Source organism: Roseivivax sp. THAF197b, from assembly GCF_009363255.1.
GTDB lineage: Bacteria > Pseudomonadota > Alphaproteobacteria > Rhodobacterales > Rhodobacteraceae > Roseivivax.
In genome coordinates, this window is sequence record NZ_CP045318.1 from 141,117 (window position 1) to 158,113 (window position 16,997).

Below are 16,997 nucleotides of genomic sequence, written 5' to 3' on the forward strand. Positions count from 1 at the left end.
CTCTCCGGGGTCTTCCTGTCTTCCCGGATAAGCGTCATTTGCATGAAATTCGAGAGAAAAGGCATTTGGCTGGAAACGTTTTCTGAAGCCCTTCGTGGCAAAGTCTCCCTTGGGTATACGGGGTATTTGGACGAAGGGAGCCAGGTCATGGCACCGATAAAGATGCTCGCGCCGCACGAACCGGCGCGACTGGATATAGACACGCTTTCCGATCTCTATGGCGATATGGGCCCCTCGGCGGCTGAGGAAGCGGTCTGCCGCGCGATGGAGGAGCTGGCCTTGCGTCTGGCCGAGGCGGAGCGCGCTTTTCGAAGCGACGATTGGCCAGAGATGGGCAATGTCTTGCGCCGCGTGATCGCCATCGCACGCCAGATCGGCATGGTGGGCCTCGTGCGGGTCGCGCGCGATTGCCGGGCCTGCCTCGAGGTCGGTGACAGCGTTGCGTTGGCCGCCACGCTCGCGCGGCTTCTGCGCACCGGCGAACGGTCGCTTCTGGCCCTTTGGGATCGTCAGGACCTGACCCTGTAGCGGGCTCCCCTGCGGTCCCCCGGGGCGGTCATGGCGCCGTCGGGCAAACTGACCCTTGTAGCGCGGGCCGCATGGATTAGGCTCCCGCGGAACAGGCCCCATGCCAGAGGACACCATGACGCTCCGCTTTGCATCCGCCACAGACGGCGCACTCGATCTTCATGTGCTCGAACAGGGTCAGGTTGCCCAATGGCTGGAGGGGCAGGAGCCCCGTGTCGCGGCCTGGGTCGAGGCCAGCGGCTTCGAAGGCGCCATTGGCGAAGCGGTTTTGATACCGGGCCCGGATGGGGCGCCGGTCGCCGCGCTGGCAGGCTATGGCACGCCCGCTTCCCGCGCGCGCAGCCATTTCGCATTGGCCGCCGCCGCTCCCCGTTTCAAGGGGCATGTCCTGCGGGTCGCGGATGGGCTGCCCGCAGACGACGCGGAACGCGAAGCGCTGGGCTGGCTTCTGAGCGGATATGGCTTCTCGCGCTACCGCGATCAGACGCCGAAGATCGGGGAACTCGTGGCGCCGGATGGGATCGATGCGGGCCGCGTCGAAGCGCTGGCCGCAGCAGAAGCGCTGACCCGCGACCTGATCAACACGCCCGCAGCCGATATGGGGCCGGAAGCGCTGGAAGCGGCCGTCAGGGATCTTGCCCGCGATCACGACGCGCATGTGGATGTCATCGCAGGGCAGGGCCTGCTCGAGCACAATTTTCCCATGATCCATGCCGTGGGTCGTGCCGCGAAAGATGACCCGAGGCTGATCGACATGCTCTGGGGATCCGAAGGGCCGCGGCTGACCCTTGTCGGCAAGGGCGTATGTTTCGACACGGGCGGGCTGAACCTCAAACCCGGCGCCTCGATGGGCTTGATGAAAAAGGACATGGGCGGTGCGGCAACCGTGCTCGGCCTCGCCAAGGCGATCATGGAGCTGGACCTCAAGCTGCAGCTGCGCGTCCTTGTTCCGGCGGTCGAAAATTCCGTCGCAGGCGACAGCTTCCGCCCGCAGGACATCCTGACATCGCGCAAGGGCCTGACGGTGGAGATCAACAATACCGATGCCGAGGGGCGGCTTGTTCTGGCCGATGCGCTGGCGCTTGCCGATGAGACGACGCCGGATCTGATCCTGTCCATGGCGACGCTGACCGGGGCGGCCCGTGTGGCCGTGGGCCCCGATATCGCGCCGTTCTTCGCCACAGATGACCGGATTGCGCAGGCGCTGGAGGCAGCAGCACCCGGCGCGGCCGACCCGGTATGGCGCCTGCCTTACCACGCCCCTTACGAGACGATGATCGAACCGGGCATTGCCGATCTCGACAATGCGCCGAAGGGCGGGTTTGCCGGGGCGATCACGGCCGCGCTCTTCCTGCGCCGCTTCGTGACCGATACGCCGCGCTACGCGCATTTCGACATCTACGGCTGGCAGCCGCAGGCCGCGCCCGGTCGCAGCAAGGGCGGGGTCGGACAGGGCGCGCGCGCCATCCTCGCCGCATTGCCGGAGCTTCTTGACCTGTGAGCGACGGCACGCAATCCGCAATACCGACGGACCGGCGCCTTCTGGCAGCCAACGGGCGCGTGGCGGCGGACGCGCTGAAGGGAGAAGTCGCCGCGGATCGCTTCGTCGCCGGGCAAGTGCGCCGGGTCGGCGTACCCGTCGCGGACCTCTTGCGCGATCCCGGCGGGACAAGGGACCGCCAACTCCTGATGGGGGCGCGGATCACGCTGTTCGAGACGCGGGACGGTTGGGCCTTCGTGCAAGCCGATGCGGATGGCTATGTGGGTTATGTGGCCGAAGACGCCCTCGTCGCGGATCATCCCGTCACACACCGCGTCGCGGCCCGGGCCACGCATCTTTACGAGGCCCCCTCGATCAAGGCGCCGGAGCGCGCGACGCTCAGCCTTGGCACGATTGTCGCCGTCTCGGGCGCCGACGGAGCCTTCGCCCGGACAGAGGCGGGGTACATCCCCAGCGTTCATCTCGAGGCGATCGACACGGTGCACGCCGATCCAGTCGCCGTGGCGGAGCGCCTGCTGGGCACGCCTTATCTCTGGGGCGGAAACTCGGCCCAGGGGATCGATTGCTCGGGCCTTGTTCAGATCGGCTGTCACTTTGCGGGCCTCGATTGCCCTGGCGACAGCGACCTGCAAGAGGCCGCCTTCGCCCCCTTTCGCACGCAAGACGCGCCGCGCCGGGGCGATATTCTGTTCTGGCGGGGCCACGTGGCCTGGGTGTCCGCGCCCGACACGATCCTGCATGCCAATGCGCATCACATGGCCGTCGCCTATGAAGGGCTCGATGCCGCTGTCGCCCGGATCGCGGCACAGGGCGATGGTTCCGTCACGTCCCATGTCAGGCTCCAGCTAGAGGTTTCCCATGACCCATGATCCCTTCTTCCAACCGGTCTCGGGCTTCGATTTGCCGCGCTTTGCCGGTGTGCCGACCTTCATGCGTTTGCCCCATGTGCCGCTCGATCATCCGCGTCTGGGCGAGGTCGAGGTCGGGCTCGTTGGCGTGCCCTGGGACAGCGGGACGACGAACCGGCCCGGCCCGCGTCATGGGCCACGGCAGCTCCGCGACGCGTCCACCATGATCCGGGCGCAGCATCCGGTGACCGGTCATCGCCCGTTCGAGGCGGTGCGCTGCGCCGATCTGGGCGACGTCGGCCCGAACCCCGCGGATATTCCCGCCACGATGGAGCGGATTACCGCCTTCTATCAGGATCTGCGCGCCTCCGGCATCCGGCCGCTGACGGCGGGCGGCGATCACCTGACCTCGCTTCCGATCCTGCGCGCGCTGGCTGCGGATGGGCCGCTCGGCATGGTGCATTTCGACAGCCATACGGACCTTTTCCATTCGTATTTCGGCGGCACGATGTACACCCACGGAACACCGTTCCGGCGTGCGGTCGAGGAAGAACTGCTCGATCCGAAGCGGATCGTGATGATTGGCATTCGCGGCACCGCCTATGACACGGAGGATCGGGATTTCGCCAAGGCTTGCGGCATCCGTGTGATCCCGATCGAGGAGTTTCACGGCCGCGGCGTCAAGGACGTGATGTCCGAGGCGCGTGACGTGGTGGGGCAGGACCGGACCTATGTGAGCTACGACATTGACTTCGTGGACCCGGCCTTCGCGCCCGGCACGGGAACGCCGGAGGTGGGTGGCCCCAATTCGTTTGAGGCGCTGTGCGTCTGTCGGGAACTGACCGGTCTGAACATAGTGGGGGCGGATATGGTCGAGGTGTCGCCGCCCTTCGATCCGTCCGGCGCGACGGCCTATCTTGGCGTGTCGATCATGTTCGAACTTTTATGTGCGATGACCGCGTAAACTAAACCATTAATTAATGGTTTAGGAACGATCTTAATTAAGATCGTTTTAAAGATGTGCGTGAATCTGGATCAAACGGCGCGGATCAGCTTGCGCTCCAGCACGCGCAGGACCGTCTTCAGATCATGACCCCGTTTCAAGATCTGACCGTCCATGCCGACGACCGAGTACATCCCTTGCCGGTTGCGCAGCTTGGGGCGCTTCTCGATCCTGTAGATCGGCTGCTCCGCCGCGCGGCGGAAAATGGAAAAGACAGCGGCATCGCGCAAAGCCGATATGCCGTAATCCCGCCATTCGCCCGCAGCGACCATGCGTCCGTAAAGCGACAGGATCTCGTTCAACTCGAGCCGGTGGAACATCACCGTTTCGGTCAGCTCGGGCCGGTTAGGGAAGGGCGTGAGCGAGTTCATGAACCAAAGGTGCGGTGCAGGCCCGCTGAAATCAAGGCTTTTGCGGACCTTAAAGATGCGTACGGGACAGGCGCCGCTCCTGCGGCTCGAGATGCGGGCAGGCATTGAACTGCGCAAGGGCGAGGCCCGAGGGCATCATTTGCAGCCGGTGCACGGAGGTGTTCTCGATCGAAAGGCACATCAGCGCGAAGGCGTCGATATCGAGGCGCAGGGCGATCCGCATCGCCATCCCGATGACGCCGCCCGAGGTCACCGCGACGCTGGGTCCATGCCCGGCGGACAGCTCGCGCAGGACGTCCGCCACGCGCGTCTCGAAGCTCTCGAAAGTTTCCGGCGCACCCGCGATTTCGCCGCGCGCCCATGCACCGAACATGCGTGGCAGATGGGTCAGGAAAGCGGCCCTGTCCTGGGGCATCGCCACCCCGTGCTCGGCCTCGAAGGCCTGGGCGAGGGTGAAATATTCTAGCTCGTTCAGTCGCGGATCTCGTGCGGGTGGGGTCTCCGCCACGGCCATTTCCGCGAGTGTCTCCGATTGGCGCTGCAAGGTGCCCGAGACCGCGTGGGAGAACCGCTCGCCATTGTCGCGCAGATGGGCCCCGAGCCAGCGCGCTTGGATCCGCCCGAGATCGCTGAGGCGGTCGTAGTCCGTGTCGTCCCGCGCACCCGAATTGGCCTGACCGTGACGGACGAGAAGGATCTGGGACATGAAGGGTGCTCCAAGCGGCGTTGCCCGGACCTAGACCCGATCCCGCAAAAGGAAAACCCGCACATAGTCCGAAAGTCCTACAGACTTTCGTCGCGGGCTTTGGAAATCTTGACGTCTGCACAATTGGCGCGGTCAAGACAGGCTATCCGACATTCCGGGTGGCCAGGCCTGTGCCCCGCATCCCTAGGAGACAGCCATGTGCCAGGTTTATGCCGGTCAGGACCGGTCGCGGTATCGGTCCACCACGCGCCGGGTGCGCATCAACGGGCAATCCACCTCGATCCGGTTGGAGAATGCCTTCTGGGCGACCCTCGATGAGATTGCCACCGGCGAGGGCGTCAGCACGCCCACGTTCCTGTCCAAACTCCATTCCGAAGTGCTGGAGCGGCAGGGCGAGCCGGAGAATTTCTCGTCGCTCCTGCGCACGACCTGCCTGATCTATGCGGGTCGGAGCGCAGCCGCCGCGCCGCTCGTCATCGCGGCGGAGTGACAAAGGCGGCGCTGTAGTAACAGTCTACTACCCACGCCGGAGCGTGCCTTCCTAGGCTTGGATCAATCGCGACGATTTTTCCAAGGGAGGCTTCATGGCCAAGGCCATTCACAGCATGATTCGCGTTCTCGATGAGGACCGGTCCGTAGCATTCTACCGAAAGGCGTTCGGGCTCGAGATCGCCGACAGGCTGGATTTTGACGATTTCACGCTGATCTACCTGTCGAACGCCGAGCAGGAATTCGAGCTCGAGCTGACCGTCAACAAGGGCCAGAGCGAGCCCTATGATCTCGGCAATGGCTACGGGCATCTTGCGGTCTCGGTGGCCGATCTCGATGCCGAGCATGCGCGCTTCGAGGCGGAGGGCCTGGAGCCGCGCAAGCTCGTGGAGTTTGCACCCGGCGGCACGCTGGTCGGGCGTTTCTTCTTCGTGGCCGATCCCGATGGCTACCAGATCGAGGTTCTGGAACGCTCAGGCCGCTTCAAATGACATGAGACCGAAAAGGGCCGCACGTGACGTGCGGCCCTTTTCGCATCCGATATCGGTGAAAAGGGAGGAAAACTGATGACCGATACACCAACCATCCGCACGCTCACGCGGCGGCAGCTTCTGTCGCAAGGTGTCGCGGCGGGTGCGGGCCTTGTCGTGGGCTCGGGCTTCGTGGCGGGCAGCGATGCGGCCTGGGCCACGGAAATGAACGCGCTGAAGCCGGACACGATGGCCACGCTCATCCAGATGGCGCGCGACATCTACCCCCACGACAAGGTCGGGGACCAGTATTACGCCGCCGCGGTCAAGGGCTACGACGTGCCGGACGAGGTCGATTTCGTCGAGGGCGGCATCGAGATGCTGAACGAAAAGGCGCAGGTCTCGGGCGCGGGCCGGTACCTCGACCTCGGTTGGGAGTCCGAGCGCGTGGAGGTGCTGCGTACGATCGAGGACACCGCGTTCTTCCAACGCGTGCGGGGCGGGCTGGTTACAGGCCTCTACAACCAGAAAGCCGTCTGGCCGATCTTCGGCTACGAGGGCGAGTCCTACAGCCAGGGTGGATATATGTACCGCGGCTTCGACGACATTTCGTGGATCTGAGGCGGGGGGAACCGAACCATGACAGCACCTTTTGACAAGAATGACGACAGCGTCGTCGTCGTCATCGGCACCGGCGCAGGCGGCGGTGTCCTGGCAAACGAACTGGCGCAGAAAGGCGTCAGCGTCGTCGCGCTGGAAGCGGGCGGGCGCTACCTGCCGGACGATTTCATCAATGACGAATGGGACAGCTTCGGCCAGCTCGCCTGGCTGGATCCGCGCACCACGTCGGGCGATTGGCGCGTGGCCAAGGACTTCTCCGGGTTGCCCGCCTGGATCGTGAAGGCCGTCGGCGGCACCACAACGCATTGGGCGGGTGCAAGCCTGCGCTTTCAGGAGCATGAGTGGAAAGCCCTGACCAATTACGGCGCGGTCGAGGGCGCCAACCTTCTCGACTGGCCGATCGAGGCCGCCGAGATGGACCCTTGGTATGACCTTGCCGAGAAAAAGCTCGGCGTGACCCGCACCAACGGCATTCCCGGCCTGCCCGGCAACAACAACTACAAGGTCTTCGAGGCCGGCGCGAAGAAGCTCGGCTACAAGGAGGTCCATACGGGCCGCATGGCCATCAACAGCCAGGAGCGCGACGGCCGCATGGCGTGCCAGCAGACGGGGTTCTGTTTCCAGGGCTGCAAATGGGGCGCGAAGTGGTCCTCGGCCTATACCGACATCCCGGCGGGTGAGGCGACGGGCAACCTTGAAGTGCGCGAGCGCGCCCATGTCGCCCGCATCCTGCACAACGAGGCGGGCAAGGTGACGGGCGTCGAGTATTTCGACGCAGACGGCAACCTGCAGATGCAGAAGGCGCGCATTGTCGCGGTTGCGGGCAACTCATTCGAGAGCCCGCGGATGCTGCTGAACTCGGCCTCCTCGATGTTCCCGGACGGGCTCGCCAACTCCTCGGGGCAGGTCGGGCGCAACTACATGCGGCACATGACCGGGTCGGTCTATGCGACCTTCGAGGAGCCGGTCCGCATGTGGCGCGGCACCACGATGGCGGGCATCATCCAGGACGAGGCGCGGCACGATCCTTCGCGCGGCTTCGTCGGCGGCTACGAGCTCGAGACGCTCGCGCTGGGCCTGCCCTTCATGGCGGCCTTCCTCAATCCCGGCGCCTGGGGGCGCGAGTTCACGACGGCACTCGATGCCTACGAGAACATGGCCGGCATGTGGATCGTCGGCGAGGACATGCCGCAGGAAGGCAACGGCGTCACCCTGTCCGAGACCGAGGATCAATACGGGCTCAAGGTCGCGAACGTGCATTTCGACGATCACCCGAACGACATCGCGATGCGCAACCACGCCTATGACCGGGGCCGCGCGGTCTATGACGCGATCGGCGCCACGCGTACGATGCCGACGCCGCCTTATCCGTCGACGCATAACCTCGGCACCAACCGGATGTCGGCCAATGCGCAGGACGGCGTGGTGAACAAGTGGGGTCAGACCCACGACATCGCGAACCTGTTCATCTCGGACGGCTCGCAATTCACAACGGGTGCTGCGGAGAACCCGACGCTGACCATCGTGGCGCTGGCGATCCGTCAGGCCGATCACATCGCTCGCGAGATGGCGGCGCAGAACCTCTGATCTGCGCGATCCACGAGAGCACTGAAAGGCGCGTCCTAGCGGGCGCGCCTTTTCCTTTGGGAGGAAGGCCGTAAATTCCGCACATCAGGTCGGAATTGGGGGTGGGGCGCCATCGGGCCTTGGCATAGACAGGAAGTGAATGAAGGAGATGCGACATGGCCGAAACGATCCGCTTCACGCTTGATGGCGACAGTGTCGAGGTGCCCAAGGGCACGACGATCTGGGAAGCGGCGCATGGGCGCGGTCTGGTCATCCCGCATCTCTGCCACCGGCCCGAGCCGGGCTACAAACCCGACGGCAATTGCCGCGCCTGCATGGTCGAGGTCGAGGGCGAGCGTAATCTCGTCGCTTCCTGCATCCGCGAAGCAGCCGAGGGCATGGAGGTGCGCAGCGCCACCCCGCGCGCCGAAAGCGCGCGCAAGATGGTCATCGAGATGCTGATGGCCGACCAGCCCGAACGTGACGCGGCGCATGATCGGTCGTCGCATTTCTGGGACATGGCCGATCAGGTCGGCGTCAGCGAAAGCCGCCTGCCGACGATGGAGCCCGACCGCATCCCGCTTCTGGACGACAGCCACGTCGCCATGCGCGTCAACCTCGATGCCTGCATCCAGTGCAACCTCTGCGTCCGGGCCTGCCGTGACGTGCAGGTGAACGACGTGCTCGGCATGGGCGGTCGCGGGCACGATGCCTTCCCGGTCTTCGATCAGGACGACCCGATGGGCGCCTCGACCTGCGTGGCCTGCGGCGAATGCGTTCAGGCCTGCCCCACAGGCGCGCTGATGCCCGCGACCGAACTGAACGCCGCGCAGGAAGGCGATAGCCGTGATTTCGACGAAGAGGTCAAATCCGTCTGCCCGTTCTGCGGCGTGGGCTGCCAGGTGTCGATCAAGGTCAAGGATGGCGCGGTCAAGCGCGTGGACGGCATCAACGGGCCCGCGAATGAAGGGCGTCTCTGCGTGAAGGGGCGGTTCGGCTTCGACTACATCCAGCACCCCGACCGGCTGACGAAACCCCTCATTCGCCGCGAAGACGCGCCCGACAAGGGGCTTAATGTTGACCCGGCAAACCCCTGGACGCATTTCCGCGAAGCGACCTGGGAGGAGGCGCTGGAGGTCGCGGCGCGCGGGCTCGTGGATCTGCGCTCCTATTTCGGCGGGCAGTCGGTGGCGGGCTTCGGATCCGCGAAATGCACCAACGAGGAGGCGTATCTCTTCCAGAAGTTCATCCGGCAGGGCTTCAAGCACAACAACGTGGACCATTGCACGCGGCTCTGCCACGCCTCCTCCGTCGCGGCGTTGCAGGAGAACGTGGGCTCGGGTGCGGTCACCGCCAGCTTCAACGAGATCGAGAACGCGGATGTCGCCATCGTCATCGGCGCCAACCCGACCGAGAACCATCCCGTCGCGGCGAGCTATTTCAAGCAATTCGCCAAGCGCGGCGGCAATCTGATCGTCATGGATCCGCGCTTGCAGAACGGGCTGAAGCGGCACGCGACGCATAACCTGCAGTTCAAGCCCGGCACCGATGTCGCGCTGCTGAACGCGATCATGAACGTGATCGTCGAGGAAAAGCTCTACGACCGGCAATACATTCAGGGCTTCACTGAAGGCTTCTTCGAGTTCCGCGATCACATTCGCGCCTTCCCGCCCGAGAAGATGGCCGAGATCTGCGGCATCGACGCGGACACGATCCGCGCTGTGGCGCGGGACTTCGCAAGCGCGCAGCGCGGCATGATTTTCTGGGGCATGGGCGTGAGCCAACATATCCACGGCACCGACAATGCGCGCTGCCTGATCTCGCTCGCGCTCCTCTGCGGGCATGTGGGGCGTCCCGGCACGGGCCTGCATCCCCTGCGCGGTCAGAACAACGTGCAGGGTGCGTCCGATGCCGGCCTCATCCCGCATGTCATGCCCGATTATCAGACCGTCACGGACGGTCATGTGCGCGACCTCTTCCGGCATATCTGGCAGGGTACCGAGATCGACGCCGCACCCGGCCTGACGGTCGTCGAGATCATGGACCGCGTCTATCGCGGCTCGATCCGGGGCATGTACGTTCTGGGCGAAAACCCGGCCATGTCCGACCCGGATGTGGAACACGCGCGCAAGGCGTTGGCCAAGCTCGACTGCCTCGTGGTGCAGGACATCTTCCTGACCGAGACGGCGATGTTCGCGGACGTGATTCTCCCGGCCTCGGCGCTCTTCGAGAAGACGGGCACCGTCACCAACACCAACCGCACCGTGCAGGTGGTGCGCGCGGCGACCGAGCCGCCGGGGGAGGCGCGGCAGGACTGGGAGATCCTCGTCGATTTCGCGCGCCGCATCGGGCTCGACTGGGACTACGACGATCCGCGCGAGGTCTTCGACGAGATGAAGATGTCCATGCGGTCGCTGCACCACATCACCTGGAAGCGGCTCGAGAACGAAGGGGCCGTGACCTATCCCTGCAAGGGGCCGGACGATCCGGGCCAGTCGGTGGTGTTCGGGGACGGCTTCCCGCGCCGCGCGGGCCGCGCGCAGTTCACGCCCGCGCGCGTGACACCGCCTGCCGAGAGCCCGGACAAGGAGTACCCGATGATCCTGATCACGGGGCGGCAGCTCGAACACTGGCACACGGGGTCGATGACGCGGCGGTCGGTGACGCTCGATACCGTGGAGCCCGAGGCCACCTGTTCGCTGCACCCGTCGACGCTGCGCAGGCTCGATGTGCCGGCGGGCGGGCGCGTTCGACTGACAACGCGGCGCGGCACGATCAGCATGCTCGCACGCGCGGATCGCAACGTGGCACCCGAGACGGCCTTCATTCCCTTCGCTTTCGTCGAGGCCGCGGCCAACGTGCTGACCAACCCGCAGCTCGATCCGTTCGGGAAGATCCCGGAGTTCAAGTATTCCGCCGTCTTGATCGAAGCGGATGCGGAAAGCCGGGTCGCCGCGGAATAGGTGCGTCCCTTACAGTCGGGCCGCGTCCCCTCGCGGCCTGACGGGGTGATTCGCGCCAAAATCGCCCATTTTCGCGCCGTTTCACTTCGACAGGGCAGGGCGGAACACCCCGCAATTCCGTCATTAATTTAATGAGTGTTCAATTTTTTTCTCCCGCGACGCCAAGGGGCTTGACCCAAAGGGCCGGGCCGGACCTAATGTGGTCACAGCCTTGGAGGAGGCGATGCACTTGCCACGGCAAGGCAGACCGAAAAAGGCCCGGAAAACGGGCTGCCGGGAGGAAACGCTTTGACACAGACGTCCGAGGGCGCAGGCGACCTGCGCTCCGTTCCTGCACTGTTGCACCGCAACGCGACCCGCTTCGGGACGCGGCCTGCCTTCCGCGAGAAGGAATACGGAATCTGGCAGACCTGGACCTGGTCCGAGGTGGAAGCCGAGATCGAAGCCTTCGCGCTGGGTCTTCTGGATCTGGGCGTTGCGCCGGGTGATTTCGTCGCCATCATCGGGCGCAACCGTCCCTCGCTCTACTGGTCGATGGTGGCGATCCAATCCGTGGGTGCCGTGCCGGTGCCGCTCTATCAGGACGCGGTCGCCGAGGAGATGGCCTATGTCCTCGATCATTGCGGCGCCAAGCTGGTGATCGCGGAAGATCAGGAACAGGTGGACAAGGTGCTCGAGATCGAGGACCGGCTGCCCGATTTCCACCGCATGATCTATCTCGATCCGCGGGGCATGCGGAAATACGACCACAGCACCCTGACGTCCTTCGCCGATATTCAGGAAGTGGGCCGCAAAGCCAGTGCTGCGCAGAAGGCCGAGCTGGACAAGCGGCGCGGGGGCCTCGGCTACGACGATACCTGCGTCATGCTCTACACCTCTGGCACGACCGGCAAGCCCAAGGGCGTGGTGCTGTCCAACCGCAATATCATCGAGACCGCGAAGGCCTCCTGCGAGTTCGATCACCTGACCGAAAAGGAAGAGATCCTCGCCTATCTGCCGATGGCCTGGGTCGGCGATTTCATCTTCTCGGTCGGGCAGGCTTATTGGGCGGGGTTCTGCGTGAACTGCCCCGAAAGCCCGGACACGATGATGACCGATCTGCGGGAAATCGCGCCCACCTATTACTTTGCGCCGCCGCGCGTCTTCGAGACGCAGCTGACACAGATCATGATCCGGATGGAGGATGCAGGACCGCTCAAGCGGAAGATGTTCCACCAATTCATGGACCATGCGCGCAGGGTCGGCCCGAAGATACTCGACGGCGAAAGCGTGGGTGTCATGGACCGCCTGAAATATCGGCTCGGCGAATTCATGGTCTACGGGCCGCTGAAGAACGCGCTGGGCTTTTCGCGCGTCCGCGTGGGCTACACCGCCGGTGAGGCCATCGGGCCGGAGATCTTCGATTTCTATCGCGCGCTCGGCATCAACCTGAAACAGCTTTACGGCCAGACCGAGGCGTCGGTCTTCATCACCCAGCAACCCGATGGCGAGGTCCGCTCCGACACGGTCGGTGTGCCGTCCCCGGGCGTCGAGATCCGCATCGAGGAGAACGGAGAGGTCTTCTACCGCTCTCCGGGCGTCTTCGTGGAGTATTACAAGAACGCCGAGTCGACCGCTGGAACGAAGGACGCGGAAGGCTGGGTCGCCACGGGCGATGCGGGCTTCATCGAGGAAGATACCGGTCATCTGCGGATCATCGACCGCGCCAAGGATGTGGGCAAGATGGCCGATGGCGCGCTCTTCGCGCCGAAATACGTGGAGAACAAGCTCAAGTTCTACCCCAACATCCTCGAAGCGGTGGTGTTCGGGGCGAACCGGGACCGCTGCGTCGCGTTCATCAACATCGACCTCGCCGCCGTGGGCAACTGGGCCGAGCGAAACAACATCGCCTATGCCTCCTACCAGGAGCTCGCGCAGAACAAGCAGGTGCTCGACACGATCCAGTCCCATGTGGAGGAGGTGAACGCCTCCGTCGCGGAGGACGACATGCTGTCAGGCTGCCAGATCCACCGTTTCTTCGTGCTGCACAAGGAGCTCGACGCCGACGATGGCGAGCTGACGCGCACCCGCAAGGTCCGCCGCAAGATCATCGAGGAGAAGTTCGCCGATCTGGTCGAGGGGCTCTATGCCGATGCGGACAGCGTCTACACCGAGACGGAAGTGACCTACGAGGACGGTCGCAAGGGCAAGATCAAGGCCACGCTCTATGCCCGCGCGCCCAAGGTCGTGCCCGTCGAGACCAAGACGCTGGAGGCGGCAGAGTGATCGCTCGCCTGCCCGCGATCCCCGGCGCATCGACGTGCTGGACAGGTGCGCTCTGTGCCGCGCTGATGATCGGACCTGTCGCGGAGGCGCGGGCAAGTGCGGAGTTCGAGGCGACTTGGACGCGGCTGATGGACCAATGCATCGGCTATATCGCGGGCGAGGACATGGCCGTGGACGGGCTCGGCCCCCTTATCGAGAAGGGCACAGGCCCCGGTGGCATCGCACGGCAGATCCATGCCGAGCCGCATGATCTGCGGCTGCGCTTCGGTGCGAGTGACGTGGCTGTTCCCAAGAATGCGCGCCATTGCCTTGTCTGGACCGAAACGGAGGTGCCCGCGGAGGCGCTCGAGGCCGCGCATGCGGCCACGATGGCGCGCTACGACGAGATGCTCGCCGCGGGCTGGACCCAGGGCGATTTCACCTTCAACGACGCGGCGCTTCTGGAAAAGGACATCCACCAGCGCAGGCCCTCGGGCTGCCTCGCGGCGGGTCGGATCAATATCGAATGGGCGCCAGGTACGGCCAGCTTCTACGCGCGGCTGATCGGCATGAATTGCACCGTCTCCCAAACGGATAAGGGCTAGGGCATGAAGGATACCGAAGGCTACATCACCGCGGATGGCCGCCAGATCGGCGGCGTCCTGATGGAGATGAAGAACATCACTCTGCGCTTCGGCGGTGTGGTGGCGATCAACGACATTTCCTTCGATGTGCGCGAGGGCGAAATACGCGCCATCATCGGCCCGAACGGGGCGGGCAAGTCGTCGATGCTCAACATTATCTCGGGCTTCTACACGCCGTCCGAGGGCGAAGTGTTCTACAAGGGCGAAAAGCGCCCGCCGATGAAACCGTTCGAAGTAGCCCGGATGGGCGTCGCGCGGACGTTCCAGAACATCGCACTCTTCGAAGGCATGACCGTGCTCGACAACGTCATGACCGGGCGGCTGACGCACATGAACGCGGGCGTCTTTTCGCAAGCGCTCTGGTGGGGCAAGGCCCGCGACGAGGAGATGGAAAACCGCGAGGTCGTCGAGAAGGTCATCGACTTCCTCGAAATCCAGAACATCCGCAAGACGCCGGTGGGCCGTCTGCCCTACGGTCTGAAGAAGCGGGTCGAGCTGGCGCGCGCCTTGGCGGCCGAGCCGTCCATCCTGCTGCTCGACGAGCCGATGGCGGGCATGAACGTCGAGGAGAAGGAGGACATGTCCCGCTTCATCCTCGACGTGAACGACGAGTTCGGCACCACGATCTGCCTGATCGAGCACGATATGGGCGTGGTCATGGATCTCTCGGACCGGGTCGTGGTGATGGATTACGGCAAGAAGATCGGTGACGGCTCGCCCGACGAGGTGCGCAACAACCAGGCGGTCATCGACGCCTATCTGGGGGTTCAGCACTGATGCGCCGAAGATGTCATCAGGCCCTGCGCATGCACGGCGCGCCGGACCCAGCGGAAGGCGACCAGCCCCGCCACAACCAAGACCTGAAAATCGCCCCGACGCCGCAGCAAGGCAGGAGCTAACATGTTCTACGAATACCTTATCGCCCCCTTCGTCGATATGTTCACGGCGCCGGACTTCCTGATGCAGGTGCTGTGGGAGGGGCTCGTCTCGGGCATCCTCTACGCGCTTATCGCGCTCGGGTTCGTGCTGATCTTCCGTTCCAGCCGGATCTTCAACTTCGCACAAGGCATCATGGTCGTGTTCGCGGCCCTGACACTTGTGGGCCTGCATGCGCTCGGCGTGCCCGCCTGGATATCGGTGGGTCTGACGCTGGTGGTGATGTTCGGCCTTGCGGTGACCATCGAACGGGTCGTGTTGCGCCCGCTGGTGGGCCAGCCCGATATCATCCTCTTCATGGCGACGATCGGCATCACGCTGTTCCTTATTGGCGCGGGCGAGACGATCTTCGGCGGCGAGAACAAGGTGATGATCACCGAGGAGCTGGGCATTCCCACCGGGGATTTCGTGCTGGAGCCCTTCGGCGGCCTCTTGATCCTGCAGCATCTCGACATCACGGTGGTCGTCGTGGCCACGCTTCTCGTCTTGGCGCTTCTGGCCTTCCTCAACTACACGCAGATGGGCCGTGCGATCCGGGCGCTGGGCGACGATCACCAGGCCGCCCTGTCCGTGGGCATCTCGCTTCAGACGATCTGGGTTCTCGTGTGGTTCATCGCAGGCATCATCGCGCTCGTGACGGGCATTGCCTGGGGCGCACGCGCGGGCGTGTCCTTCGCGCTCGAAGTGATCGCCTACAAGGCGCTGCCGGTTCTCATGCTGGGCGGGCTGGAGAGCATCACCGGCGCAATCGTCGGCGGCCTGATGATCGGCATGCTCGAGAAACTGTTCGAGATCTACTGGGGGCAGCCCTTCCTCGGCGGCAATACCGAGACGTGGTTCGCCTTCGTGCTGGCGCTCATCGTGCTGCTGTTCCGCCCGCAGGGCCTCTTCGGGGAGCGCATCATCGAGAGGGTGTAGCGAGGCGCGCGGATCACACCCGATCCGTGCCGCCTCTGACCAGACCGACCCTCACCGACGCCCAATGACGCAGGACAAGCCACATGCTTTATCGCACCGCCGGACAATTCAAGACGAGCTACAAGGCCGATCAGGCGCTGTTTCCGATCCGGCAGGATGCGGTTCTGCTGATCGCCATCCTGATCGTGGCCTATGTGATCTTCCCCTTGATCGCGTCCGAATTCGCCTACCAGACCCTTCTGATCCCCGTGATGATCTACGCGCTGGCGGCGATGGGGCTGAATATCCTGACGGGCTATGCCGGGCAGCTTTCGCTGGGCACTGGCGCCTTCATGGGGGTTGGGGCCTATGCCTGCTACAAGCTGATCACGCTGTTTCCATGGATGAACCCGATCGTGGCGATCCTGTTCTCGGGCGTGTTCTCCGCGGGGATTGGCGTGGCCTTCGGTATTCCGTCGCTGCGGATCAAGGGCTTCTACCTCGCCATCGCGACGCTGGCCGCGCAGTTCTTTCTCGTCTGGCTCTTCGAGAAATGGGCGTGGCTTTACAACTACAATGCCTCGGGCGCGATCCAGGTGCCCAATACGGAGATGTTCGGGGTCTACCTGACCGGCCCCCTCGCAAGCTCCGTGACGCAATATTACCTCGTCCTGGTGATCGTGACGGTGATGACGATGCTCTGCATCAACCTCACGCGGGGCAATCTCGGGCGGACGTGGAAAGCCACGCGCGACATGGACATCGCGGCCGAACTCATCGGCATCAACCTGATGAAATCGAAGCTCATCGCCTTTGCGATCTCGTCCTATGTCGTGGGCGTCGCGGGCGCGCTTTACGTCTTCATGTGGAAGGGTGCGGCGGAACCCAACCTCTTCGACATTCCGCTCAGCTTCCAGGTGCTCTTCATCGCGATCATCGGCGGGCTGGGCTCGATCCTCGGCAATTACCTGGGCGCAATCCTGATCGTCGGCCTGCCGGTGGTTCTGAACCTGTTGCCCGCAGCACTTGGCCTGTCGATTTCATCTGCGCTGGTCGAGCATCTCAACATCATGATCGTGGGCTCGCTCATCATCTTCTTCCTGATCGTGGAGCCTCACGGTCTGGCACAGCTTTGGCGTCTCATCCGCGAGAAGCTGATCATCTGGCCGTTCCCGCATTAATGTGACCGGGGCGACCCAAAAACAACGAT

The 16,997-nt window shown here is 64.2% G+C and carries 16 protein-coding genes; 14 read left to right on the plus strand and 2 right to left on the minus strand.

Features of this window, described 5'->3' with window-relative positions; translation table 11 throughout:
* The first annotated feature begins 147 nt into the window (after positions 1-147).
* The 4 genes from FIV09_RS00700 to FIV09_RS00715 all read left to right on the plus strand — a co-directional run bounded on the left by FIV09_RS00700 (position 148) and on the right by FIV09_RS00715 (position 3,841).
* On the plus strand, positions 148-528 hold the full coding sequence (locus FIV09_RS00700) for a hypothetical protein (protein WP_152448178.1): 381 nt from the start codon (positions 148-150) through the stop codon (positions 526-528).
* A gap of 115 nt (positions 529-643) precedes the next feature.
* Positions 644-2,029 (plus strand): M17 family metallopeptidase, encoded by a 1,386-nt coding sequence (locus FIV09_RS00705; RefSeq protein ID WP_152452262.1) that lies wholly within the window; start codon positions 644-646, stop codon positions 2,027-2,029.
* Positions 2,026-2,898 (plus strand): C40 family peptidase, encoded by an 873-nt coding sequence (locus FIV09_RS00710; protein WP_254702282.1) that lies wholly within the window; start codon positions 2,026-2,028, stop codon positions 2,896-2,898. Before FIV09_RS00705 ends, FIV09_RS00710 begins: the two co-directional genes overlap by 4 nt.
* A complete protein-coding gene (locus FIV09_RS00715) occupies positions 2,888-3,841 on the plus strand; it encodes an agmatinase (protein ID WP_152448179.1) in 954 nt (317 codons plus the stop codon). The genes FIV09_RS00710 and FIV09_RS00715 overlap by 11 nt, the downstream gene beginning before the upstream one ends.
* A gap of 71 nt (positions 3,842-3,912) precedes the next feature.
* Here FIV09_RS00715 and FIV09_RS00720 read toward each other — a convergent pair whose 3' ends face one another.
* Together FIV09_RS00720 and FIV09_RS00725 are read right to left on the minus strand one after the other, a co-directional pair.
* On the minus strand, positions 3,913-4,251 hold the full coding sequence (locus tag FIV09_RS00720; RefSeq protein ID WP_152448180.1) for a DUF2794 domain-containing protein: 339 nt from the start codon (positions 4,249-4,251) through the stop codon (positions 3,913-3,915).
* Positions 4,252-4,300: 49 nt separating this feature from the next.
* Positions 4,301-4,957, minus strand: coding sequence for a histidine phosphatase family protein (locus FIV09_RS00725; protein WP_152448181.1), 657 nt, complete (start codon positions 4,955-4,957; stop codon positions 4,301-4,303).
* 196 nt (positions 4,958-5,153) lie between these two features.
* Between FIV09_RS00725 and FIV09_RS00730 the strand changes: the two genes are divergently transcribed.
* The 10 genes from FIV09_RS00730 to FIV09_RS00775 all read left to right on the plus strand — a co-directional run bounded on the left by FIV09_RS00730 (position 5,154) and on the right by FIV09_RS00775 (position 16,968).
* The gene (locus tag FIV09_RS00730) at positions 5,154-5,447 is read left to right on the plus strand and encodes a ribbon-helix-helix domain-containing protein (protein WP_152448182.1); all 294 of its coding nucleotides are present in this window, start codon (positions 5,154-5,156) and stop codon (positions 5,445-5,447) included.
* 94 nt (positions 5,448-5,541) lie between these two features.
* Complete coding sequence (locus FIV09_RS00735; protein WP_152448183.1) at positions 5,542-5,937, plus strand: VOC family protein; 396 nt, start codon at positions 5,542-5,544, stop codon at positions 5,935-5,937.
* A 75-nt stretch (positions 5,938-6,012) separates the two neighbouring features.
* Positions 6,013-6,537, plus strand: a complete 525-nt coding sequence (locus tag FIV09_RS00740; protein WP_152448184.1) for a Twin-arginine translocation pathway signal — start codon at positions 6,013-6,015, stop codon at positions 6,535-6,537.
* Between the two features lie 18 nt (positions 6,538-6,555).
* Positions 6,556-8,124, plus strand: a complete 1,569-nt coding sequence (locus FIV09_RS00745) for a GMC family oxidoreductase (protein WP_152448185.1) — start codon at positions 6,556-6,558, stop codon at positions 8,122-8,124.
* Positions 8,125-8,279: 155 nt separating this feature from the next.
* Positions 8,280-11,066, plus strand: a complete 2,787-nt coding sequence (gene fdhF, locus FIV09_RS00750) for a formate dehydrogenase subunit alpha (protein ID WP_152448186.1) — start codon at positions 8,280-8,282, stop codon at positions 11,064-11,066.
* Positions 11,067-11,354: 288 nt separating this feature from the next.
* On the plus strand, positions 11,355-13,331 hold the full coding sequence (locus FIV09_RS00755; RefSeq protein WP_152448187.1) for an AMP-binding protein: 1,977 nt from the start codon (positions 11,355-11,357) through the stop codon (positions 13,329-13,331).
* Positions 13,328-13,915 (plus strand): hypothetical protein, encoded by a 588-nt coding sequence (locus FIV09_RS00760; protein ID WP_152448188.1) that lies wholly within the window; start codon positions 13,328-13,330, stop codon positions 13,913-13,915. Before FIV09_RS00755 ends, FIV09_RS00760 begins: the two co-directional genes overlap by 4 nt.
* 3 nt (positions 13,916-13,918) lie before the next feature.
* Positions 13,919-14,731, plus strand: a complete 813-nt coding sequence (locus tag FIV09_RS00765; RefSeq protein ID WP_152448189.1) for an ABC transporter ATP-binding protein — start codon at positions 13,919-13,921, stop codon at positions 14,729-14,731.
* 123 nt (positions 14,732-14,854) lie between these two features.
* Positions 14,855-15,808, plus strand: coding sequence for a branched-chain amino acid ABC transporter permease (locus tag FIV09_RS00770; protein ID WP_152448190.1), 954 nt, complete (start codon positions 14,855-14,857; stop codon positions 15,806-15,808).
* Between the two features lie 83 nt (positions 15,809-15,891).
* On the plus strand, positions 15,892-16,968 hold the full coding sequence (locus tag FIV09_RS00775; protein ID WP_152448191.1) for a branched-chain amino acid ABC transporter permease: 1,077 nt from the start codon (positions 15,892-15,894) through the stop codon (positions 16,966-16,968).
* Positions 16,969-16,997: the final 29 nt, after the last annotated feature.

Bases quoted from the DNA above. Each gene is read 5' to 3' on its own strand.
- FIV09_RS00770 (WP_152448190.1), top strand. From the start codon at position 14,855: ATGTTCTACGAATACCTTATCGCCCCCTTCGTCGATATGTTCACGGCG.
- FIV09_RS00730 (WP_152448182.1), top strand. From the start codon at position 5,154: ATGTGCCAGGTTTATGCCGGTCAGGACCGGTCGCGGTATCGGTCCACC.
- fdhF (WP_152448186.1), top strand. From the start codon at position 8,280: ATGGCCGAAACGATCCGCTTCACGCTTGATGGCGACAGTGTCGAGGTG.
- FIV09_RS00775 (WP_152448191.1), top strand. From the start codon at position 15,892: ATGCTTTATCGCACCGCCGGACAATTCAAGACGAGCTACAAGGCCGAT.
- FIV09_RS00735 (WP_152448183.1), top strand. From the start codon at position 5,542: ATGGCCAAGGCCATTCACAGCATGATTCGCGTTCTCGATGAGGACCGG.
- FIV09_RS00720 (WP_152448180.1), bottom strand. From the start codon at position 4,251: ATGAACTCGCTCACGCCCTTCCCTAACCGGCCCGAGCTGACCGAAACG.
- FIV09_RS00700 (WP_152448178.1), top strand. From the start codon at position 148: ATGGCACCGATAAAGATGCTCGCGCCGCACGAACCGGCGCGACTGGAT.
- FIV09_RS00705 (WP_152452262.1), top strand. From the start codon at position 644: ATGACGCTCCGCTTTGCATCCGCCACAGACGGCGCACTCGATCTTCAT.
- FIV09_RS00725 (WP_152448181.1), bottom strand. From the start codon at position 4,957: ATGTCCCAGATCCTTCTCGTCCGTCACGGTCAGGCCAATTCGGGTGCG.
- FIV09_RS00715 (WP_152448179.1), top strand. From the start codon at position 2,888: ATGACCCATGATCCCTTCTTCCAACCGGTCTCGGGCTTCGATTTGCCG.
- FIV09_RS00740 (WP_152448184.1), top strand. From the start codon at position 6,013: ATGACCGATACACCAACCATCCGCACGCTCACGCGGCGGCAGCTTCTG.
- FIV09_RS00765 (WP_152448189.1), top strand. From the start codon at position 13,919: ATGAAGGATACCGAAGGCTACATCACCGCGGATGGCCGCCAGATCGGC.
- FIV09_RS00745 (WP_152448185.1), top strand. From the start codon at position 6,556: ATGACAGCACCTTTTGACAAGAATGACGACAGCGTCGTCGTCGTCATC.